Below are 21,377 nucleotides of genomic sequence, written 5' to 3'. Positions count from 1 at the left end.
GGGTGACGTCGTGCGGGGAACGCGAGAGGGGACTGCGATGACGGATCCGGCCGAATCGGGCGCGATACGGGCGGCGCTGTCCAGACTGCGGCGCACCACGGAGATCCCCGTGGCCTTCGCGGGCATGACCGGCGAGGGACGCGGGTTCCGCATCACCGAGATGACCGGCACCACCACGCAGGCCCTGCGCGGCCTGGCGATCGCGCCGGGCAACGGGCTGGGCGGCAAGGCCGTCGCACTGGCCAGGCCCGCCTCCGTCACCGACTACCGCTCCTCGCGTGTGATCAGCCACGAGTACGACGCCGCCGTGGCCGCGGAGGGGCTGCGTTCGGTGCTGGCGGTGCCCGTGGTTGTGCGCCGCCGTGTGCGCGGTGTGGTGTACGCGGCGCTGCGTGAGTCGCTCGCGCTCGGCGACCGCGCCCTGGACACCGCCGCCGACGCCGTACGGGAGCTGGAGCAGACCCTCGCCGTCCGCGAGGAGGCGCAGCGGCTGACGCAGGCGCAACAGGCTCCCGTCGAGGACCCCCGCGCCTGGGAGGAGGTGCGCGAGGCGCACGCCGAACTGCGCACTCTCGCCCAGCGGTTGCCGGAGGGCGAGCTCCGGCGGGAACTGCTCGGCGCCTGCGGCCGGCTGGCGACGGCGTGCGGACCGCAGGGGTCCGGGAAGGGCGCGGAGGAGGAGGTCTCGCTCACCCCCCGGGAAGTGGACGTGGTCTCCTGCGTCGCCGGGGGCGGGACGAACGCCGCGGTGGCCGCACGGACCGGGCTGAAGCCGGAGACCGTGAAGGCCTATCTCCGCTCCGCCATGCGGAAGCTGGGCACGCACACGCGGATGGAGACGGTGGTGGCCGCGCGCCGCTGGGGCATCATCCCCTGACGCCGGTTCCGAGGCAGCCGCCCCGGGGTGGCCGGTGCGTGACCGCCCATCGGCGAGGCCGAGGCGTCGGCGGGCCGTCCGGCCACCTCCCGGCCTGCCGCGGCCGGGCCGTTCAGCCGCGCACGGCGTGCAGCACGAGGATCGCCAGATCGTCCTCGACAGGTTCCGTCCCGAAGTCGTGCGCGGCCTGGCGCACCCGCTCGGCCACCGCCATCGCCCCCATGCCTCCGCAGGTGGCCAGGATCTGCGCGAGGCCGTCGTCGTCGTCCAACTGCCGCTGCCCGCTGCGCCGTTCGGTGACGCCGTCGGTGACGCACAGCAGCGTCTCCCCCGGCCTCAGATCGAAGCCGTAGGCCGAGAACTCGGTGCCCTCGTCGATGCCCAGCAGGATCTGCGACTCCACCACGGGCGTCACGCCGTCCTCGGACAGCTTCAGCGGCGCCGGATGTCCGGCACTGGCGACGGAGCAGTGCGCCCCGCCTCTCTCCATGTCCGGCTCCAGTTCCCCGTAGACGAGGCTGAGGAAGCGCGGCTGCGCGCTCTCGCCCCCCACGGCCACGGCCTCGGCTCCCTCCTCGGCCATGGCGGCGTTGAGCCTGCCGAGCACGGACTCCACACCGTGGCCCTCCCGCGCGAGCAGCCGCACGAGATGCCTGGTCAGCCCGGTCACGGACATCGCCTCGGGGTCCTTGCCCTGCACATCGCCGAGCAGGAAGGACCATCGGTTGTCGCCCATGGGAAAGAGGTCGTAGAAGTCGCCGCCGACGGTCTGGCCCATGGCGTGCGGCTCGTAGACGATCGCCGTCTCCACCCCGGGCAGGCTGGCCAGCGACGGGGGCAGCTGTCTGCGCTGAAGCGCCCGGCTGATGCTGGTCTGGCGCGCGTACTGGCGGGCGGTGATCACGGCCTGGGCCACGCGGCGCGCGACGTCCTCGACCGTCCGTGCCACGGAGTCGGTCATCTCGGTCGGCCCTGACCTGCCGATCACCAGCGAGCCCAGACAGGCGCCGCCCGCGACGAGGGAGAACGCCAGCGCCGAACCGCCCCTCCCCGACTCGTCCATGCTCGCCGGCCAGGGCCAGGGGATGCCCACGGTGCGCAGACCGGCGGGCGGCGGTTCCGCCTCCAGGGCGTAGCGCAGCGCGTCGACCTTGCGCTCGTCGACGTCCCACACGCGGGACAGGCGCATCCCGCCGGTCTCGTCGGTCAGCCACACGGCGCACCAGTCGGCCAGCCGCGGCACGAGGAGCTGTCCGGCCAGCGCGGCGACCATGTCCTCGTCCAGCTGCCCCGAGAGCAGCTCGCTCGCCTCGGCCAGGAACGCACCGCCGCGGTCGGCCCACTCCGCGGTGCGACGGCGGTCGGCCCGCCCGGACGAGGAGAAGATCTCCGCGGCCTCCAGCTCGCGGTGCATCGCCTCGCTGAGGGATCCGGACGGCTTGCCGACCATCTCGGAGACGGCCAGGCGGAACCACACGACCTTCTCGGTGCGCCGGTAGGTCACCCCCCAAGACTGGGCCAGGGCCCCCACGATCTGGAGCCCGAGGCCCCGGCCTCCGCGTCCTGCCGCGGTCTCCCCGGTGACCCGGCCGGTGGGCTGTCTGTCCATCACCTCGACCAGCACCGCCGTGATCTCCACGGGGCCGCTCGCCCCGGTGGGATCGTCCGGCCCGGGCGGCTCGGTCTCGACGCCGCAGGCGACCTCGATCCGGGTTCCGGCGTGCACGAGCGCATTGCTCACGAGCTCGCTGACGAGGAGCTCCGCATCCTCGGCCAGCCGCTCGGTCACCGACCCCGGGGTCACGCTCGCTCGTGCCCACTTCTCGATCTCCGAACGCACGAGCATGCGAGCCGTCGACGGTGCGAGCTGGCCTGTTGGCAGGGCTCTGCGCGACTCGGGATCGCTCAGGCCGACGGACGGCAGTCGCACAGGCCACTCCTGACTCGGGTGTCTCTGCAATAAAGCCTCTACAATAGGATAAAGCTACACATCCAGGACGCTTGGGATGGGATGCCATGGACGACCCCCAGGGCCAGCCGATACGTGAGGCGGACCTGCGCCACCTGCTGGGAGCGATGAGGTCTCTTAACGACGGCGACTTCTCGGCGCGTGCGGCGCCCGAGAGCGAAGGAGTTCTGGGCGAGGTGGCGGGGGTCTTCAACCAGATAGTCACGCGGAACGAACACCTGGCCACGGAACTCAGGCGCGTACGCCGGGCCGTCGCGAAGGAGGGCCACCTCGACGAGCGGGTCTCGGCAAGCCCGGGTCCGGGCTCATGGGCCACCAACGTCGACGAGACGAACCAGCTGATCGAGGCTCTGGGTACACCGGTGACGAAGGCGACCAGAGTGCTGGAAGCGATCGCCGACGGCGATCTCACGCAGCACATGGAGCGGCACAACGGCAGGCACGGCGACCTCGGGCGGCTGGACAGCGGCCTGAACCGGCTCGTCGACCAGCTCTCCATGTTCACCGGCGAGGTCACCAGGGTCGCCCGCGAGGTCGGCACCGAAGGAAACCTCGGCGGCCGTGCGGACGTCGGGGATCTGTCGGGCGACTGGCGCCGCGTGACCGAGGCCATCAACGACATGGCGGAGCGGCTCACCGGGCAGGTGCGCGACATCGCCGGCGTGACGACGGCGGTCGCACGCGGCGACCTGACGCAGAAGGTCATGGTCGAGACCTCGGGTGAGCTGCTGGAGCTGAAGCTCACCGTGAACACCATGGTCGACCAGCTCTCCGCCTTCGCCGACGAGGTCACCCGCGTCGCCCGCGAGGTCGGCACCGAAGGAAACCTCGGCGGACAGGCCGAGGTGCGGGGCCTGTCCGGCGTGTGGCGCGGCCTGACGGACAACGTCAACCTCATGGCCTCCAACCTGACCTCGCAGGTGCGCAACATCGCCCAGGTCTCCACGGCCGTCGCGCAGGGCGACCTCAGCCAGAAGATCACCGTCGACGCGAAGGGCGAGATCCTCCAGCTGATGAGCACCGTGAACACCACGGTCGACCAGCTCTCCGCCTTCGCCGACGAGGTCACCCGCGTCGCCCGCGAGGTCGGCACCGAAGGAAACCTCGGCGGACAGGCCGAGGTGCGGGGCGTTTCCGGCGTGTGGCGGGGCCTGACGGACAACGTCAACCTCATGGCCTCCAACCTGACCTCGCAGGTACGCAGCATCGCCCAGGTCGCCACCGCTGTGGCGCAGGGCGACCTCAGCCAGAAGATCACCGTCGACGCGAAGGGCGAGATCCTCCAGCTGAAGACCACCCTCAACACGATGGTCGACCAGCTCTCGGACTTCGCCGACGAGGTCACACGCGTCGCCCGCGAGGTCGGCACCGAAGGAAACCTGGGCAGGCAGGCTCAGGTCAGGGACGTCTCCGGCGTGTGGAAGGACCTCACCGACAGCGTCAACTCCATGGCGCTGAACCTGACGTCGCAGGTGCGCAGCATCGCCCAGGTGACCACCGCGGTCGCCAACGGAGACCTCTCCAAGAAGATCGACGTCGACGCACGCGGCGAGATCCTGGAGCTGAAGGACACCGTCAACACGATGGTCCACCAGCTGCGTGCGTTCTCGGACGAGGTCACCCGCGTCGCCCGCGAGGTCGGCACCGAGGGCAACCTCGGCGGCCGCGCCCAGGTTCACGGTGTCTCCGGCGTGTGGAAGGACCTCACCGACAACGTCAACTTCATGACCACGAACCTGACGTCGCAGGTCCGCAACATCGCGCAGGTCGCAACGGCGGTCGCCAACGGAGACCTCTCCAAGAAGATCGACGTCGACGCACGCGGGGAGTTCCTGGAGCTGAAGACCACCCTCAACACGATGGTCGACACCCTCTCCTCCTTCTCCTCGGAGGTCACCCGCGTCGCCCGCGAGGTCGGCAGCGAGGGCCAGCTGGGGGGCCAGGCACGCGTCGAGGGCGTCTACGGCACCTGGAAGGGACTGACGACGAGCGTCAACGAGCTCGCCCTGAACCTCACCACGCAGGTCCGTGCGATCGCCGAGGTCGCAAGCGCCGTCACCCAGGGCGACATGTCCCGCTCCATCCAGGTGGACGCCCGCGGCGAGGTGGCGGAACTCAAGGACAACGTCAACGTCATGGTCGCCAACCTGCGCGAGACCACCCGCACCAAGGACTGGCTGGAGTCGAACCTGACCCGTATCGCCGGTCTGATGCAGGGACAGCGGGACCTCGTCGAGGTCGCCGACCTGATCCTGCGGGAGCTGACGCCGCTGGTGAACGCCCAGGCCGGCGCGTTCTTCCTGGTCGGCTCCGGAGGGAAGCCGGGCGAGGAGCTGGAGTACATCGCCGGCTACGGCACCAGCGGCAGGGAGGACCCGGGCGGGCCCGACTCCCCGCTGCGCGGGCTGATATCGCAGGCGGTCGCCGAGAAGAAGCGCATCCTCATCGAGGACGCCCCGCCGGACTACGTGAGGGTGGAGTCGGGACTGGGCTCGGCGCCCGCGGCGAACATCCTCATCCTGCCGATCCTCTTCGAGGACAGGGCACTCGGTGTGATCGAGGTCGCCTCGTTCAGCAAGTTCAACGAGATCTACCTGACCTTCATCGACCAGTTCGTGCACACCATCGGCGTCTCGATCAACACGATCCTGGCCAACGCCCGCACGGAGGTGCTGCTCTCCGAGTCGCAGCGGCTGACCAAGGAGCTGCGTCAGCGGTCGGACGAACTGCAGCGCACCAACGCCGAACTCGAGGACAAGGCGGCACTGCTCGCGACGTCGTCCCAGTACAAGTCCGAATTCCTGGCGAACATGTCGCACGAGCTGCGCACCCCGCTGAACTCGCTGCTCATCCTGGCGCGGCTGCTCGCCGACAACCCCGACGGCAGGCTCTCCGACCAGGAGGTGGACTTCGCCACCACGATCTACCGCTCGGGATCGGACCTGCTCCAGCTCATCAACGACATCCTCGACCTGTCGAAGGTGGAGGCAGGGCGGATGGACGTGCGGCCGCGTTCGCTGCCGCTGACGAAGCTGCTGGACTACGTGCACGCGACGTTCCGGCCGATGACGATAGACCGCGGGCTGGCGTTCGAGATCGCGGTCGGCGAGAACGTGCCGCGCGAGCTGTACTCCGACGAGCAGCGCATCCAGCAGGTGCTGCGCAACCTCCTGTCCAACGCCGTGAAGTTCACCTCCTCCGGGGGCATCGAACTGCGCGTGGAACGCGCCACGGACATGGAATTCGACGAGGCGACCCTCCGCGACGCCGAGTCCGTACTCGCCTTCTCCGTCAAGGACACCGGAAGCGGAATCCCGCCGGAGAAGCTGTCCGTGATCTTCGAGGCGTTCCAGCAGTCCGACGGCACCACGAGCCGCCGGTACGGCGGGACCGGCCTCGGGCTGTCGATCAGCCGGGAGATCGCGGGGCTGCTCGGCGGACGGATCGACGTCGAGAGCCAGGAGGGCGTGGGCTCGCGCTTCACCCTCTTCATCCCGTCGGTCTACCCGGGCAGCGCACCCATGGCCCCTCCGGAACGCGTGACGGCGCCCGAGGGTCTCGGCAGCCGCGAGTTCGAGGGCGGCACAGCGGTCGCATCGGCCCCTCCGCCGGCCGCACTGCCCGAGCCGGAGCCGCTCGGCCCGGCCGGTGGCGCGACGGCAGCGGAGCCGGAGACCGCGCAGCCCACCCGACCCGCGGAACCGGAACGGCCGGGAAGGGCCGAGCCGGCAAGGCCGCGGGAGGCGGGCGAGGCACCCGCACCGCCGACTCCGGCGGCATGGCCAGAGCCGACCGAACCGGCCTCCGAGTCACCGCGTGTGGAGACCGTGGGGCCCGAGCGTCCGTCGGCCACCGAACCGCGGACGGCGGACAAGGGCCATGAGGAGACCTGGCCGGAGACGACTCAGCTCAAGCAGTGGCTGGGCGGGGAGCGCGGCCAGGTGCTGGCGGGGACCAACGTGCTCATCGTCGACGACGACATCCGCAACGTCTTCGCCCTCACCCATGTGCTGGGCCGCGTGGGGATCTCCGTGAAGTACGCCGAGAACGGCCGCGAAGGCCTGGACGTGCTGGACCGTTCGCCCGAGGTGTCGGTCGTCCTGATGGACATCATGATGCCGGAGATGAACGGCTACGAGGCGATCCAGAGGATCCGGCACACACCCCGCCTCGCGGGCCTGCCCGTCATCGCGCTCACCGCGAAGGCCATGTCCGGCGACAGCAAGAAGGCGCTCGACGCGGGTGCCGACCTCTACGTCGCCAAGCCCGTGGACCTCGACGAACTGCTGCAGTCCATCTACGACCTGCTCAAGCAGGGCCACGGAACCCGGCCGCCGGGCGGGGGCGAGACCGCCCCGGCCGCACCGCCCCGGGCGGCGCCGGGGACGGCGCCGGATCCGGACGGGTCCGGACCGGCACACGAATCCCCCGAGGAATCCACGGACCGGGCCGCGGAGCCGAACGGCACCTCGCCGGACGGCACCGGCGCCCGGGAGCGCCACATCGGTTCCCGCGGGGACGGCACCGGCACCGAACCGCGGGGCGGATGACATGAGTGCCGCGGTGCCCGACCGGTCCAGCATCCTGATCGTGGACGACATGGAGGAGAACCTGGTCGCGCTGGAGGCCGTACTCGGCCCGCTGGACCAGCAGTTGGTGACGGCGCGCTCCGGTGAGGACGCCCTGAAGGCCATGCTGCGCCAGGACTTCGCCGTGGTGCTGCTCGACGTGCTCATGCCGGGGATGGACGGGTTCGAGACCGCGGGCAACATCAAGCGTCTGGACCAGACGAAGGACGTGCCGATCATCCTCCTGACCGGCACCGACGTGGACGCGGACTACGCCTACCGCGGATACTCGCTGGGCGCCGCCGACTTCCTCTCCAAGCCCATCGACCCGTGGGTACTGCGCACGAAGGTCAACGTCTTCCTCGACCTGGACCGCAAGAACCGTCAGCTCGCAGTCCAGGCCGAACAACTGCGGCGTCTCCTGGTCGCCGAGCACGCGCCCCGCGCCGGCGGCCGGAGTGCCGCGGCCGCAGAAGGACCGCCGGAGGGAACCCGGCCGGACTCCGGCCGGCCGGAGGAGACGGGAGCCGGCAGAAGCGCAGCCGAGCAGCTCGCGCACATCACGGAGATGCTCGTGCAGATCGAGATGCTGCTCAGGGACGGCGAGAACGCCGCGTCGTCCGAATTCGCCGACCGCATCGCGGAGCTGGAGAAGTCCGTGCGCCGGCTGGGGTCGGTGAACGGGAACGCCGCTTGAGGTGCAGCCGCACGGGAGGGATCCCGCACGGCCGCACCTGTCCTCCGGCTCTGCGCGTTGCTGCGCTGCGTCCTTCCAGCGCTGTGTCCTTCCTGCGCTGTGTCCTTGCTTTCCTGCTCTGCCCGTCGGGCCCGTCAGGCCCGTTCCGCCGCGCGAGGAGGCACATCGGCCGGCGTCTCGGTGCTCACGCCCGCGGGCAGTCCGAGTTCCTCGGTGGGGAGATGGGCGGTCTCCCGTGCGGTCAGCGCGGCGAGCGCGGGCGGCACGCAGAGCGCTGCGGTGAACAGCGCGACACGTGCCCAGCCGTCTCCCTCCGGCCCGGCGATGCCGGCGGCGAACGTCACCGCGAAGCCCGAGACGGCGAAGCCGATCTGGGTGCCGACGGCCATGCCCGACAGCCGCACCGACGTCGGGAACATCTCCCCGTAGAAGGAGGGCCAGATTCCGTTGGCGGCGCTGTAGACGACTCCGAAGGCGAGGACTCCGCTCAGCAGTGTGAGGGGGTAGCTGCCGGTGGAGATCGCCCACAGGTACAGGAACATCGTCACGGCGCTGCCCAGCGCTCCCGCGAGGAAGACCGGCCTGCGCCCCACCCTGTCCGACACGCGCGCCCACAGCGGGATCGCCGCCAGCGCGGCCGCGTTGGCGAGTGCGCCGACCCAGAGCATTCCGGAGCTGTCCATGCCGACCGCGTCGCTCGTCGCGTACGACAGCGCCCAGACGGTGAAGATCGTGCTGACGGAGGCGATCAGCGCACCGCAGATGACCCGCAGCAGTGCTCGCCAGTGCCCGCGCAGGAGGACGGCCAGGGGCATCTTCGCGACCTGTCCGGCCTCGGCCTGGCGTGTGAAGACGGGCGTCTCGTGCAGGGTCCGCCGGATGAACCAGCCGACCAGGGCGACAGCGGCGCTCAGGAGGAACGGTATGCGCCATCCCCAGGTGAGCATCTGCTCCTCCGGGAGGGCCGCGACGGGGATGAACACCAGCGTCGCGAGGAGCTGCCCCGCCTGGGTGCCGTTGAGGGTGAAGCTGGTGAACCAGCCGCGCCTGTGCGGCGGCGCGTGTTCCAGGGTCATCGAGTTGGCGCCGGCCTGCTCCCCGGCGGCCGATATGCCCTGCATGACGCGCAGCAGCACCAGCAGGGCGGGCGCCGCCCCTCCGATCTGCGCCCGGGTGGGCAGGCAGCCGATGAGGAAGGTCGCCGCTCCCATCAGGAACAGCGTGAACAGCATGATCTTCTTCCGCCCGAAGCGGTCGCCGACGTGGCCGAGCAGCAGGGCACCGAGCGGGCGGACGGCGTAGGCCACACCGAAGGTGGCCAGGGAGAGCAGGGTGGCGTCCGCCGGGTCCGAGTCGTCGAAGAAGATCTTCGGGAAGATCAGCGCGGCTGCGCTGCCGTAGATGAAGAAGTCGTAGTACTCCAGTGCGCTCCCGACCGCTGCGGCGACAGCGGCCTTACGCGGCTGTGCCGTTGCGGCGGCAGAGCCGGACTCGTTCTCGGCGGTCACAGCGTGCTCCTTCGGGCGTCCCTCGCGGCTCTAATTAACCCACCAGATAGTTAATAGCGGGTGGCTACGGATGCTGGGGCCGCACTCCACCCATGTCAAGGGGTCAGGACCGGGGATTCCGCGCCGGGGCTGCGCTCAGCCCTTCTCGCCCGTCGTCAGATACGCGATCACCATGTCGGCGAGCATCGTCCGGTAGTGCTCGCGGCGCTTCTCGTCCAGCAGGTCGCGCTCGAAGAGAGCCCGGAAGGTGTGGCGGTTGGCGACGCGGAAGAAGCAGAACGCGCTGATCATCGCGTGCAGATCCACCGCGTCCACGTCGGCGGTGAAGACCCCCTGGGCCCGTCCGGCGTCCAGGATGCGCCGGATGACGTCGATCGCGGGCGAGCTGAGGCGGCGCAGTTCCTCGGAGCCGGAGATGTGCTCGGCCTCGTAGACGTTTTCGATGCTGACGAGCTTGATGAAGTCCGGGTGCGCCTCGTGGTGGTCGAACGTGACGGCGGCGAGGCGGCGGATGGCCGCGACGGGGTCCAGGTGCTCGACGTCAAGCTGCTGTTCGGCTTCGCGGATGACCGAGTACGCGCGCTCCAGCACGGCGGTGAACAGCTGCTCCTTGCCGCCGAAGTAGTAGTAGATCATCCGCTTCGTGGTGCGCGTACGGGCGGCGATCTCGTCGACCCGGGCTCCCCCGTAGCCGACGCGGGCGAACTCCTGGGTGGCGGCGTCCATGATCTCTGCCCGGGTACGGGCGGCGTCACGTACGCGTCCGGCGGACTGCGCCGGGTCTTCCGCGGTGGTCATCCGGCTCCTCGGCGGGGGTCACTGCAGTCCAGCGATTGTAGGGCGAGTGAGGAGCGCGCCGTCCTGCCGGGCTTCACAGCAGGGGCACCGGCTTGATATCACTAACGAACCAGTTCGTACATTGATGGGAAGCGACCGATGCCCCACTCCGCCGACCTCCCGGACGAGATCCCCGTGCTCGTCCTGAACGGCCCGAATCTCAACCTGCTCGGCCTGCGCGAGCCCGGCATCTACGGCAAGGAGACGCTGGCCGGCATCGAGGAGCTGTGCCGCGAGACCGCCGCGGCGCACGGAATGCGCGCGGACTGCCGGCAGAGCAACCACGAGGGCGTGCTCATCGACGCGATCCACGAGGCCCGCACCGCGCACCGCGCGATCGTGATCAACCCGGCGGGGTACAGCCACACCTCCGTGGCACTGCGCGACGCGCTCGCCGCGGTCGCTTCCCCTGGGCCCGGCGGCCCGGGAGATACCCCTATTCCCGTCGTCGAGGTGCATCTCTCCAACATCCACAAGCGGGAGGCGTTCCGCCACCACAGCTACATCTCCGCCGTCGCCGACACCGTGATCTGCGGCGCCGGCGCCCACGGGTACGCCCTGGCGCTGGCCCACGCGGCCACGCTGGTGCGGGAGAAGCGGTGAGCGGCGGCCGTACATACCTCGTCGGCCTCATCGGCTCCGGCATCGGCCCCTCCCTCAGCCCCGCGCTGCACGAGCGGGAAGCGGAGCGGCTGGGCCTGCGCTACGTGTACCGGCTCATCGACCTCGACGGAACAGGGGCATCTCCCGGGGCGCCGGGCCCAGGGGACGCCTCCCCCGGCCGGACGGGCGAACTCGTACGCGCGGCCCGCGAACTCGGCTTCGACGGGCTGAACATCACACACCCCTGCAAGCAGGCCGTCATTCCGCATCTCGACGCGCTCGCCCCGCAGGCGGAGGCGCTCGGCGCGGTCAACACGGTCGTCTTCGACGGCCGCCGGTCCGTGGGGCACAACACGGACGTCACCGGCTTCGCCTCCTCCTTCGCACGCGGACTGCCGGACGCCACCGTCGACGACGTGGTCCTGCTCGGGGCCGGAGGGGCGGGTGCCGCCGTCGCCCACGCCATGCTCGGGCTGGGCACGCAGCGCCTCACCGTCGTCGACACCGAGCCGGGCCGGGCCTCCGGCCTGGCGGGTTCGCTGGCCCGGCACTTCGGCGACGGACGGGCATGCGTGGCCGGACTCCAGGACCTGGGCGCACGGTTGGCCCACGCCGACGGTCTGGTGCACGCCACTCCCACCGGGATGGCGGCGCACCCCGGCCTGCCCGTTCCCGCCGAGGCGCTGCATCCCGGACTCTGGGTCGCGGAGGTCGTCTACCGGCCGCTGCGGACCGAACTGCTCGGCGCGGCACGCGCCCTGGGCTGCCGCGTCCTGGACGGCGGCGGCATGGCGGTCTTCCAGGCGGCCGACGCGCTGCGCCTGTTCACCGGCCTGGAACCCGAACGCGAGCGCATGCTCGCGGACTTCCGGGAGCTGGCGGAGGCCCCCGGCGTGCACCTGTGAGGCACCGCCCCGGTCCCGACGCGCGGGCCCGGGGACGGACGGCCACGGGCCCCTGTCCCGATTCCGGGCACCGAAGCGCCGGGCAGGCAGGGGCCGTTCATTACCGCCGCTCGCCCATGTACGGAGCGGTGGAGCCGGTGTGCATGTCGCGGCCGGCACGGGCACGGCGCCGGGCCTCCCGCGCCTCAACGCCGGCGGCCGCCTCGATGCGCAGACCATCGGCACTCGTGATGTCGCGACGCCGGTTCCTGCGGACCAGGATCCACACCAGTGAGGCGATGATCAGCAGCAGCACCGCGTCGACCACCAGAAAGAAAGCCATCAGAACCCCCGTTGTCCGGATGAGCCTCGATTGTCCGGCAAACGACGGGCGCCCGCCAGAGGACCGGAGCCTTCCGCTACCGGCCCGCGGTCCTCCCAGGGGCGCGGGGCCTACGGCGCGGGCGCCGAGGCCTCCACCGTCACCGCACCGTCCGCGAAGCCGGACACCCGTGGCGTGCCGTCCGCGTCGACCGCGACCTCGAACTCCCGCTCCCCCAGCCGCAGTCCGCGTGCCCGCAGCGGCACGTAACCGCCGGCCATTCGCGGACGGACCGTGAGCCGGCCGGAGGGCGCATCGGCCTGGAGTCCCAGCACCGCCTGGAGCACCGCAACCGCCGAGGTCGCGGCCCACGCCTGCGGCCGGCAGGACGCCGGGTAGGGAACGGGACGGGTGTCGGTGTCCGTGCCATAGCCGGCGAAGAGCTCCGGCAACCGCCCGTCGAAGGAGACCGACGCGTTCACCAGCCCGGCCGCCAGCGACTCGGCGGCCGCGTGGTGGCCGTCGCGTACCAGGCCCTGGACGGCGATCGCGGTGTCGTGCGGCCACACGGTGCCGATGTGGTAGCCGAGGGGGCTGAAGCCGCCGGAGTCGGCGGCGAGGGTGCGCAGACCGAAGCCCGAGTCGAGGTGCGGACCGGCCAGGCGCGCGGCCACGAGACGGCTTTCCTCCGCGTCCAGCAGGCCGGTGCCCAGCAGGTGGCCGATGTTGGAGGTCAGCGCGTCCAGCGGCTGCTTGTCGCTGCCGAGCGCGATGGCGGGGTAGGGGCCGTCGGCGTCCTCGACCCAGAACCGCTCGCGGAAGCGGCCGCGCATCCGCTGCGCCCACTCCTCCCAGCGGTCGGCGTCCGGACGGCCGAAGGCCCGCAGCAACTCGGCGGCGGCCAGGGCGGCTTCGTGTGCGTACGCCTGCACCTCGCAGAGCGCGACGGGCGGTTCGGCGAGGCGGCCGTCGCGGTGGCGCACGGAGTCGCCGGAGTCCTTCCAGCCCTGGTTGGACAGTCCGCGCCCGGTGCTGTCGACGTACTCCAGGAATCCGTCGCCGTCGGCGTCACCGTGCTCGTCCATCCACACCAGCGCCGACTCGGCGTGCGGCAGGAGGCGTTCGACCTCTTCGGCGGGCATGCCCCAGCGCCATGCGTCGTGCAGCAGTGTCACCCACAGCGGGGTGGCGTCGACCGTTCCGTAGTAGCAGGGCGGCACGGACAGGCCGTTGCCGAAGTCCAGCCCGTCGCGGCGTATTTCGTGGAGGATCTTGCCGGGCTGCTCCTCGGTCCCCGGGTCGCTCACGGCCCCCTGGCGGCGTGCGAGGGTCCGCAGCGTACCGGCGGCGAGCCCGGTGCCCAGCGGGAGCAGCATGCGGGCCGCCCAGATCGAGTCCCGTCCGAAGAGGGTGAGGAACCACGGGGCACCGGCGGCGAGGAATGTGTCGTTCTCCTCCAGCGGGTCGGCGAGCAGCATCGACCGCAGATCCGAGCACGACCGGGCGAACCACTGGTCGAGCCCGCGGTCTGCCGTGGTCAGAGCGGCACCGGAGGCGAAGTCGGCGCGTGCACGTGCGGTGGCGGGGAGGAACGCCGCGCCCTTCTCGTCGTCGATGACGCAGCGCACGGTGGCCTGCCAGCTCTCGCGTGCGCCGAGTTCGATGCTGTAGCGCAGCTCGGCCGCCCCTGCGGGCGCCTGTTCGACGGCATCGGGCGCCGGCGTGCACGACAGGCGCGAGGTCAGTTCGCCGTCGCTCCAGCTGAGTCCGTCCTCCTCCCGTACGGGGGTGACTTCGGCCACACCCCGCCCGGACTTGATGGTCTCCATCGAGGCGAGGTCGCTCCCGGCGCGCAGCGTCAGCAGCACCTGCACGGCGGTCAGGCCGGCGTTGTGGAGAGTGATCGTCTCTTCCAACTCGCCCGGTTCCACGGCGCGTCGGCGCTCCAGGGTGACCGCAGGATCGGGGCTGTGCTCGGCCAGGCCGCGCAGCACCGTACGGAACGAGGCCATCTCCGCGCTGTCGGGTCCGCCGCTGACGGGGGCGTTCGGCACGTCCTCGGCGCGGACGGTCAGCAGCGACAGGCCGCGGCGGTCCCCGTGGTAGAAGCCGTCGCAGCCTTCGCTGATCTGGCCGTCAGGGCGGGAGACCGCCATGCTCGGCGCGCGGAGGGTGATGCACGCGTCTTGCAGGAACGGCTGGAGTTCCGCCGCCGGGGCGGACGTGCTCGGGGCACCTGTGCCGTCCTGAGTCTTGACAGTTGTCTCCACGTGGGCGCAACCTCTCAGCCATTGGATCGATAAAACCGACCATAGCAAAGAGGTCAAGAGCCCAAATTGCCCTCTACGCCCGGTAGATCGTCCATGTTTGCCATCCTTCGCCCCCGGGAGACCGCTTCATGCCGTCACGATCCGCTCCAACGCCGCCCGAGCCGGGTAAGAGTTCGGGTGCCGGCACGGGCTCGGGTTCGGACTCCGGTACGGGCTCGGGTTCGGTCACGATGGCGATGGTCGCGCGGCGGGCCGGAGTCTCCACCCAGACGGTCTCCAACGCGCTCAACACCCCGGAACTCCTGCGGCCGGAGACCCTGGAGCGCGTGCGGCGCGCCGTGGACGAGATGGGCTACCGCCCGCACCGCGCGGCCCGTTCACTGCGTACGCGAGCGAGCAGGCTCATCGGCTTCGGGATAGCACCGGCGGGCCCCGGCAACATGGTCCTCGACCGGTTCCTGCACGCGCTGTCCGAGACGGCGGACGCCGCCGGGTACCGGCTGCTCCTGTTCGCCGCGGAGTCCGGGGAGCGCGAACTGGCCGCCTACGAGGAGCTCCTGGGCGAGCACGGCGTCGACGCGTTCGTGCTCAGCAACACCGCACACGGCGACCCCCGCCAGGTCTGGCTGGAGGAACGCGGCATCCCGTTCGTCGCCTTCGGCCGGATGTGGTCCGAGCAGGAGGTGGGCGACTGGGTCGACGTCGACGGCGCCGCCGGCACCGAGGCGGCCGTCGAGCGGCTCGTCGCCGACGGTCACCGGCGCATCGGGTTCCTCGGCTGGCCGCCCGGTTCCGGTTCCGGCGACGACCGCGCGGAGGGCTGGCGCCGCGCACTTGAGGCTCACGGCCTGCCGGCCGGGCAGCGCGTGGACAGCGTGGACGACGTCGGCTGCGCCGCCCGCGCCGTCCAGCCGCTGCTCGACGCCGGCGTGACGGCGGTGGTCGCCGCCAGCGACACACTCGCGCTGGGCTGCTACCGGGCCGTCTCCGACTCGGGGGGCGTGCCCGGCCGCGAGGTGTCCGTGGTCGGCTTCGACGACTCCGCCGTCGCACCTCTCCTCTCCCCGGCCCTCGCCAGCGTGGCGCAGCCGCTGGGCGACGTGGGCAGGGAGGCGATGCGTCTGCTGCTGGCCCGCATGTCCGACCCGTCGAAACCTCCCGAGCGTGTGCTGCTGCCGCCCGCTCTCGTCGTACGAGCAAGCCTCGGTGCCGCCTCCGGCTGAATCCCCGGCCGAAGGCGGCAACCCCATCGCACCGTCACCTCGAATCTCCGCATCAACTCCTCCAGGAGGCCCGCATGTTCCGTCGCTCCACCGTGGCAGTCACCGCCTGTGCGGTGCTGGCCGCCACCACGACCGCGTGTTCGTCCGGTTTCGACAAGAGCAAGGACGGCCCCGAGCAGGACAGCGGCAAGAACCAGTCGCTGCGCGTCCTGATCGCCACCTCCGGTGACGCCGAGACCAAGGCCGTGAAGTCGGCGACGTCGGCGTGGGCGAAGAAGACCGGCCACAAGGTCACCGTGCAACTCGCGAAGGACATGGACCAGCAGCTGGCACAGGCCTTCGCGGGGAACCGGCCGCCGGACGCCTTCTACGTCAACTCCGACCAGTTCGCGAACTACGCCAAGGGCGGCTCGCTGTACGCCTACGGAGACAAGATCCCCGACGCGGAGGACTTCTCCCCCGAGCTGCGCAAGGCCTTCACCTACGACGGCAAGCTCGTCTGCCTGCCCAAGGACTCCTCCACTCTCGGTCTCGTGATCAACACCGAGAAGTGGAAGGACGCCGGGCTGACGGACAAGGACTACCCCACCACCTGGGACGAGCTGGAGAAGACGGCCGACAAGCTGACTTCCGGCAAGACCACCGGCCTGGTGACCACCAACGAGTACCAGCGGCTCGGGGTGTTCATGAAGCAGGCCGGCGGCTGGATCACCAACTCCGACGAGTCGAAGATGACCGCCGACAGCAAGGAGAACGCCGAGGGACTGGGCTTCGCGCGGAAGCTGCTGCGGTCCGGGTCGATGAAGTTCGCCAAGCAGGTGGACACGGGCTGGGCCGGTGAGGCGCTCGGCAAGGGCAAGGCAGCCATGATCATCGAGGGCAACTGGCTGGCCGGCGCGATGAAGGCCGACTTCCCCGACGTCGACTACAAGGTGCTGCCGCTGCCGGCGGGCCCCGAGGGCAAGGCAACCCTGGCCTTCAGCAACTGCTGGGGCGTGGCGAAGGAGAGCACGCACCACGAGGCGGCCGTCGACATGATCCGCCATCTCACCTCGAAAAAGGAGCAGTTGGCCTCCTCCGACGCGGTCGGCGTCATGCCCTCGCGCGACAGCATCATGAAGACCTTCGCCGAGGAGCACCCGGAGTCCAAGGGATGGGTGGAGGGCAACTCCTACTCCCAGAGCCCGGTGACGGTCCCCGGATTCACCAAGGTCCTCGACCAGTTCAACGCCGACCTGCAGGGGCTGCGCACCGGCTCCCCCGCGGACATCCTCTCCACGCTGCAGCGCAACGGCGAGCAGGCGATCAAGAAGGGCGACTGACCCCGCATGCCGACCACTGTCACCGAGCGCCCGGCGCCGCCGCCTGCCAGGCGGCGGCCCGGCCTCCCGGGAGTGCCCGGGCGCTCCCGGTCCCGTACGACCCGCGGACGTGAAGGACTGTGGGGCTGGTTCTTCGTGAGCCCCATGGTCGTCGGCCTCGGCCTCTTCATGGCACTGCCGATCCTGATGGCGGCGTGGGTCAGCCTCCTGAACTGGAACGGGCAGTCCAACCCGTTCACCCCGGACGCCGACTTCGTGGGCCTGGACAACTACCGCAGCCTGCTGGCCGAGGACGGACTCGCACGCTCGCTGCTCGCCACGTCGCTGCGGAACAACGCGTACTACGTGCTGCTGACCGTTCCGCTGCAGACCGCGCTCTCCCTCGCCCTGGCGATCATCGTCAACCAGCGGATGCTGCGCGGCCGGGGCATGCTGCGCACGACGTTCTACTTCCCGTCCGTCACCAGCTCCATCGCGGTGTGCACCGTCTTCCTGTTCCTCTTCCAGGGCAGCGGCGCGGTGAACCAGATGCTGGGCTGGATCGGTCTCAAGGGCCCGAACTGGTTCCAGGACTCGCGCGGGGTCCTGTGGGTGCTGATGGACAAGCTGGGCATCATCGACGGCAGCCGTCCGGGCGGTTTCCTCGCCGAGCACCGGATGATGGGGCTGCCCTTCTCGGAGTGGCTGGCCGGGCCGTCGGTCGCCATGTGCACCCTCATCCTCCTTGCCGTGTGGACGACTTCGGGCACGTTCATGCTCATCTTCCTCGCCGCGCTGCAGAACATCCCGCGCGAACTGGAGGAGGCGGCGGCCCTGGACGGAGCCGCGCGGCGGCACGTTCTGCGGCATGTGCTGCTGCCCGCGCTCCGTCCGGTGCTGTTCCTGGTGACGACGCTCGGCCTCATCGCCACCTGGCAGGTCTTCGACCAGGTGTACGTGCTGGGGCAGGGCGAGCCCGCCAACACCACGCTCACGCCCGCGTTCCTCTCGTACTCCTACGGGTTCGACAACGCCGAGTTCGGCCAGGGGGCCGCCATTTCGTTCATCCTGCTGGGAATCGTGCTGCTGATGACGGGAGTTCAGCGTTTCCTGCTGCGCGAACGCGGCGGGGGCCGTGAGGCGCGGCGCATCGCCGCGTCCGCCGTGAAGCAGCCGGACGCCGGCGAGGGGAAGGAGGCGCCCGGTGCGCACCGCTGACAAGCCGCTCTCCACCGACGAACGGCCGGTACTGGCCCGCTTCCCCCGTCCCGCACGGCTGGCCGGCTACACCCTGCTGCTCGCCTTCGCCCTGCTGTACGCGCTGCCGTTCCTGGTGCAGCTCGCAACGAGCTTCAAGACCGACCCGGAGGCCGCCTCCAACCCGCTGTCGCTGATTCCGCACGCCCCGACGATCGGCGTCTTCGAGCAGCTGACGGGATCGGACGACTCGGGGAAGGGTGTGCCGTTCCCGCGATGGCTTGGCAACAGCACCCTGGTCACCGTGGTCGTCACGCTGGGCCGCGTCCTGATCGACTCGGCGGCCGGATATGCCCTGGCACGGCTGCACTTCCGCGGCCGGGCGCTGCTCGTCGGCTTCGTCATCGCGGTGATGGCAGTGCCGCCGGTCGTGCTGCTCATCCCGAAGTTCCTGGTCCTCAACACCTTCGGAATCTTCGACACCTACACCGGGATGATCGTGCCGCTGCTGTTCGACGCGGCCGGCATCTTCATCATGAAGCAGTTCTTCGAGTCCATACCGAAGGAGGTCGAGGAGGCCGCCCGGATCGACGGCGCGGGCATCGGGCGGATCTTCTGGTACGTGGTGCTGCCGATGTCGAAGCCCGCGCTGATCACCGTGACCCTGCTCGCGTTCCAGGGGTCGTGGAACGAGTTCACGCACTTCCTGGTGTCGACGCAGTCCAGCGAATACGAGACGCTCACCACCGGTCTGGCGCGGTTCGTCTCCGGCAGTCTGGGCGCCGGCACGCAGTATCCGCTCAAGCTGGGCGCGGCGCTGCTGTCCACGATTCCGGTGGCGGTGCTCTTCTTCTGCTTCCAGCGCCACTTCATCCGCGGGGCGAACGCCGGTTCAGTGAAGGAGTGACCGAGGACCGCGGAGCCCGGACCGCGGAGCGACGCACGGCGCTCCCGTCCCCGTGTGCGGGGGCGGGAGCGCCGTGCTGTGGTCAACGGGCCGCTGTACGGGCCGCTTTGCGGCTCAGTCCGTCAGGTTGTTCGGACGGTAGGGCTTGTACTCGCTGCCGGAGTCGAGGCCGTAGTCCAGGACACGGTGGTCCGTGCCGTGGCCGCCCCGCTGCTCGAACGCCGAGTAGGCCGTGTGCGAGTCGTCGGTCCACTTCTCGAAGATCACCACGTGGCGCGTGGTGTTGGAACCGTCGGCGTCGATGAGCAGGTCACCGGGCTTGAGGTCGCCGAGGTCGATCGGCGTCGTCAGGTCCCGGTTGCCCGCCAGTTCGACGGTGTTGGGGCCGGACTTCCACAGCCCCAGCGTCATCGACACGTAGCCGGAGCAGTCCTGCCGGTACCCGTCCGACCACACCTCGGTCTGGCTGTAGGGAACCTGCGCGCCGCCGTTGGCGGTCAGCCAGGTGGCCGCGCGCTCCAGCATCTGAGCACGTGTGACGGCATCGGCCTTGGCGGACTTCTCGCTCTGGGCGGCCGCGGCGGGCTTCCCGGCGGGCGTCGCCGTCGCGGACGACGGCATGACCGCGAAACCCAGAACGGCTGCGCTGCCGGCGGCCGCAGCGGCGAGCGATATTCGCGCCCTCCGGCTGAGGGACGTCAAAGACATTGTGTTCCTTTGGGTGGGGGGAGATGTGCGTGCTCCGGACCACCGGCCCGGAGCACGCACATCCTGGTGCCGTCCTCCTCACGAACACCGCCCCCGCATACGAACGTTCACCCGATGAGCACAAGTGGAATCGGGCATCGGAGCAGGAGTGCGTCTTGTACTGACACACATTCACCGCAGGTTCCGCAGGTTGACCCAGTGGAGCCGAAGGGACGCCGGGAGCGCCCCAGGGCGACTGCTTCCGGCGTCCTTTCAGACCGTCAGGTTCTCGGCCTCAGACCGTCAGGGTCTCGACGGAGATCTGCCACAGCCTCGCGGCCGCCTCCGGATCGACCGCGAAGGGAGCGACACCCCGCGCTGAGCCGGGTTCGCTGACCGGTGCCTGGTTGCAGTCCTCGAAGCAGCGGCCGCCGACGCCTTCCAGCAGTGAGGACGTCGCGAGGAGCACGCTGGTCGCCGCGCCCTGACCGGGCGTCTTCCAGCCCCCTGGCCCGCTGCCGGCGCGGGCCCGCGACCGCTCGGCCTCCTCGCCCTCACCGACGTGGCGCCGCAGACGTGTGCGCACGGCGCCCGGCATCGCGGAGTTGACGGTGATGCCGTCGCTCTCCCAGCGCTCCCACGCACCGACCGCGAAGAGGGCGTTGGCCGTCTTGGACTGCGCGTAGGCGGCCCACGGGTCGTATCCGCGGCTGCGGAAGTGGATGTCCTCGAAGCACACGGGCGAGTCCAGATGCGAACTGGAGGTGACCGACACCACCCGTGAACCGCCCGCCTCCGCCAGTGCCCGGTGAAGTCCCACGGTGAGCGCGAAGTGACCGAGGTGGTTCGTGGCGAACTGCAGCTCCCAGCCCTCCGGCGTACGCACCAGGGGCGAGGCCATGACTCCCGCGTTGTTCACCAGAATGTTCAGCGGTCCCTCCCACGCCGCCAGGAACCCCGCGACGGACTTGCGGTCGGTCAGGTCGAGCGGGGCGACGCGGACGTGTTCGTTGCCGGTGGCGGCGACGATCTCCGCGGCCGCGCGCCGGCCCGCCTCCACGTCGCGCACGGCGAGGGTCACCTGCGCCCCGGCACCGGCCAGCGTGCGGACCGTCTCCGCGCCGATGCCGGAGGCACCGCCGGTGACGACGGCCCGGCGTCCGCTCAGGTCGATGCCCGCGACGACCTCGTCGGCGGTGGATTCGGCGGTGAAGGGAGTGCTGACTGGGGCGGTGTCGGTCATGGTCTTCCCGTCTCGCGCGGCGGTCCGGAACGGGAGGCCCGGCAGCCTTCGGCACGCCGGGAACCTCCTCGGGAACCACTTCACCGGAGCCCACCCCGATCATCAAACGGGCCTGTCCGCCGGCCGGGCGAAGGCGCACCTGTACGGATCAGCGCCGTCCGGTCGCCACACGGCGCCGGGACGCACCGGCCCGCCGGTGCCATCCGGTGCCGACGACGCCCACGCGGCGCCGCAGCGGCGCGGCCGCGGATTGACAGCGCTCCCCCCGGTGCGAACCTGGTGGA

The 21,377-nt window shown here is 70.7% G+C and carries 16 protein-coding genes; 9 read left to right on the top strand and 7 right to left on the bottom strand.

All coding sequences use genetic code 11. The annotated features are described in order from the left end of the window. Positions 1–37 precede the first annotated feature (37 nt). Positions 38–877 carry a helix-turn-helix transcriptional regulator gene (locus H180DRAFT_RS20070; protein WP_055487480.1) on the top strand — a complete coding sequence of 280 codons (840 nt, stop codon included), beginning with the start codon at positions 38–40 and terminating at the stop codon, positions 875–877. Positions 878–989: 112 nt separating this feature from the next. On the opposite strand, the gene H180DRAFT_RS20065 is transcribed toward H180DRAFT_RS20070, so the two are convergent. Beyond that, on the bottom strand, positions 990–2,723 hold the full coding sequence (locus H180DRAFT_RS20065) for a SpoIIE family protein phosphatase (protein ID WP_079100266.1): 1,734 nt from the start codon (positions 2,721–2,723) through the stop codon (positions 990–992). Between the two features lie 170 nt (positions 2,724–2,893). On the opposite strand from H180DRAFT_RS20065, the gene H180DRAFT_RS20060 reads away from it, so the two are divergent. Next, positions 2,894–7,396, top strand: a complete 4,503-nt coding sequence (locus H180DRAFT_RS20060; RefSeq protein WP_079100257.1) for a hybrid sensor histidine kinase/response regulator — start codon at positions 2,894–2,896, stop codon at positions 7,394–7,396. A 1-nt stretch (position 7,397) separates the two neighbouring features. Continuing rightward, positions 7,398–8,111: a response regulator gene (locus H180DRAFT_RS20055; protein ID WP_055487478.1), complete on the top strand. Its 714-nt coding sequence runs from the start codon at positions 7,398–7,400 to the stop codon at positions 8,109–8,111. Between the two features lie 134 nt (positions 8,112–8,245). Here the strand turns inward: H180DRAFT_RS20055 and H180DRAFT_RS20050 are convergent, their stop codons facing one another. Next, positions 8,246–9,619: an MFS transporter gene (locus tag H180DRAFT_RS20050; protein ID WP_055487477.1), complete on the bottom strand. Its 1,374-nt coding sequence runs from the start codon at positions 9,617–9,619 to the stop codon at positions 8,246–8,248. 135 nt (positions 9,620–9,754) lie between these two features. Then, a complete protein-coding gene (locus H180DRAFT_RS20045; protein WP_055487476.1) occupies positions 9,755–10,417 on the bottom strand; it encodes a TetR/AcrR family transcriptional regulator in 663 nt (220 codons plus the stop codon). 138 nt (positions 10,418–10,555) lie between these two features. Between H180DRAFT_RS20045 and aroQ the strand changes: the two genes are divergently transcribed. Both aroQ and H180DRAFT_RS20035 read left to right on the top strand, forming a co-directional pair. Further along, positions 10,556–11,059 carry a type II 3-dehydroquinate dehydratase gene (gene aroQ, locus H180DRAFT_RS20040; RefSeq protein WP_055487475.1) on the top strand — a complete coding sequence of 168 codons (504 nt, stop codon included), beginning with the start codon at positions 10,556–10,558 and terminating at the stop codon, positions 11,057–11,059. Next, on the top strand, positions 11,056–11,964 hold the full coding sequence (locus H180DRAFT_RS20035) for a shikimate dehydrogenase (RefSeq protein ID WP_055487474.1): 909 nt from the start codon (positions 11,056–11,058) through the stop codon (positions 11,962–11,964). The genes aroQ and H180DRAFT_RS20035 overlap by 4 nt, the downstream gene beginning before the upstream one ends. 100 nt (positions 11,965–12,064) lie before the next feature. Here H180DRAFT_RS20035 and H180DRAFT_RS20030 read toward each other — a convergent pair whose 3' ends face one another. After that, positions 12,065–12,286: a hypothetical protein gene (locus tag H180DRAFT_RS20030; RefSeq protein ID WP_055487473.1), complete on the bottom strand. Its 222-nt coding sequence runs from the start codon at positions 12,284–12,286 to the stop codon at positions 12,065–12,067. Between the two features lie 110 nt (positions 12,287–12,396). After that, positions 12,397–14,535, bottom strand: coding sequence for an amylo-alpha-1,6-glucosidase (locus H180DRAFT_RS20025; RefSeq protein WP_055487472.1), 2,139 nt, complete (start codon positions 14,533–14,535; stop codon positions 12,397–12,399). A 128-nt stretch (positions 14,536–14,663) separates the two neighbouring features. Between H180DRAFT_RS20025 and H180DRAFT_RS20020 the strand changes: the two genes are divergently transcribed. The 4 genes from H180DRAFT_RS20020 (at position 14,664) to H180DRAFT_RS20005 (ending at position 19,163) form a co-directional block, all read left to right on the top strand. Continuing rightward, positions 14,664–15,758, top strand: coding sequence for a LacI family DNA-binding transcriptional regulator (locus tag H180DRAFT_RS20020; RefSeq protein ID WP_079100256.1), 1,095 nt, complete (start codon positions 14,664–14,666; stop codon positions 15,756–15,758). 74 nt (positions 15,759–15,832) lie between these two features. Further along, the gene (locus H180DRAFT_RS20015; protein WP_079100255.1) at positions 15,833–17,080 is read left to right on the top strand and encodes a sugar ABC transporter substrate-binding protein; all 1,248 of its coding nucleotides are present in this window, start codon (positions 15,833–15,835) and stop codon (positions 17,078–17,080) included. A gap of 6 nt (positions 17,081–17,086) precedes the next feature. Further along, positions 17,087–18,277 carry a carbohydrate ABC transporter permease gene (locus H180DRAFT_RS20010; RefSeq protein ID WP_254666092.1) on the top strand — a complete coding sequence of 397 codons (1,191 nt, stop codon included), beginning with the start codon at positions 17,087–17,089 and terminating at the stop codon, positions 18,275–18,277. Continuing rightward, positions 18,264–19,163 carry a carbohydrate ABC transporter permease gene (locus tag H180DRAFT_RS20005; RefSeq protein WP_175437802.1) on the top strand — a complete coding sequence of 300 codons (900 nt, stop codon included), beginning with the start codon at positions 18,264–18,266 and terminating at the stop codon, positions 19,161–19,163. The genes H180DRAFT_RS20010 and H180DRAFT_RS20005 overlap by 14 nt, the downstream gene beginning before the upstream one ends. 114 nt (positions 19,164–19,277) lie before the next feature. Here H180DRAFT_RS20005 and H180DRAFT_RS20000 read toward each other — a convergent pair whose 3' ends face one another. Together H180DRAFT_RS20000 and H180DRAFT_RS19995 are read right to left on the bottom strand one after the other, a co-directional pair. Next, positions 19,278–19,871, bottom strand: coding sequence for an NlpC/P60 family protein (locus tag H180DRAFT_RS20000; protein ID WP_055487470.1), 594 nt, complete (start codon positions 19,869–19,871; stop codon positions 19,278–19,280). Positions 19,872–20,145: 274 nt separating this feature from the next. Then, entirely contained in the window at positions 20,146–21,093 is a 948-nt protein-coding gene (locus H180DRAFT_RS19995) for an SDR family NAD(P)-dependent oxidoreductase (RefSeq protein WP_055487469.1), read from the bottom strand. Positions 21,094–21,377: the final 284 nt, after the last annotated feature.

This window comes from Streptomyces sp. WMMB 322, assembly GCF_900090145.1.
GTDB lineage: Bacteria > Actinomycetota > Actinomycetes > Streptomycetales > Streptomycetaceae > Streptomyces.
This window is presented reverse-complemented; position numbering and strand designations above follow the sequence as displayed.

Excerpts from the sequence above, each read along its gene's own strand:
- H180DRAFT_RS20070 (WP_055487480.1), top strand. The coding sequence starts at position 38 with ATGACGGATCCGGCCGAATCGGGCGCGATACGGGCGGCGCTGTCCAGA.
- H180DRAFT_RS20065 (WP_079100266.1), bottom strand. The coding sequence starts at position 2,723 with ATGCTCGTGCGTTCGGAGATCGAGAAGTGGGCACGAGCGAGCGTGACC.
- H180DRAFT_RS20060 (WP_079100257.1), top strand. The coding sequence starts at position 2,894 with ATGGACGACCCCCAGGGCCAGCCGATACGTGAGGCGGACCTGCGCCAC.
- H180DRAFT_RS20055 (WP_055487478.1), top strand. The coding sequence starts at position 7,398 with ATGAGTGCCGCGGTGCCCGACCGGTCCAGCATCCTGATCGTGGACGAC.
- H180DRAFT_RS20045 (WP_055487476.1), bottom strand. The coding sequence starts at position 10,417 with ATGACCACCGCGGAAGACCCGGCGCAGTCCGCCGGACGCGTACGTGAC.
- aroQ (WP_055487475.1), top strand. The coding sequence starts at position 10,556 with ATGCCCCACTCCGCCGACCTCCCGGACGAGATCCCCGTGCTCGTCCTG.
- H180DRAFT_RS20030 (WP_055487473.1), bottom strand. The coding sequence starts at position 12,286 with ATGGCTTTCTTTCTGGTGGTCGACGCGGTGCTGCTGCTGATCATCGCC.
- H180DRAFT_RS20020 (WP_079100256.1), top strand. The coding sequence starts at position 14,664 with ATGCCGTCACGATCCGCTCCAACGCCGCCCGAGCCGGGTAAGAGTTCG.
- H180DRAFT_RS20015 (WP_079100255.1), top strand. The coding sequence starts at position 15,833 with ATGTTCCGTCGCTCCACCGTGGCAGTCACCGCCTGTGCGGTGCTGGCC.
- H180DRAFT_RS20010 (WP_254666092.1), top strand. The coding sequence starts at position 17,087 with ATGCCGACCACTGTCACCGAGCGCCCGGCGCCGCCGCCTGCCAGGCGG.
- H180DRAFT_RS20000 (WP_055487470.1), bottom strand. The coding sequence starts at position 19,871 with ATGTCTTTGACGTCCCTCAGCCGGAGGGCGCGAATATCGCTCGCCGCT.
- H180DRAFT_RS19995 (WP_055487469.1), bottom strand. The coding sequence starts at position 21,093 with ATGACCGACACCGCCCCAGTCAGCACTCCCTTCACCGCCGAATCCACC.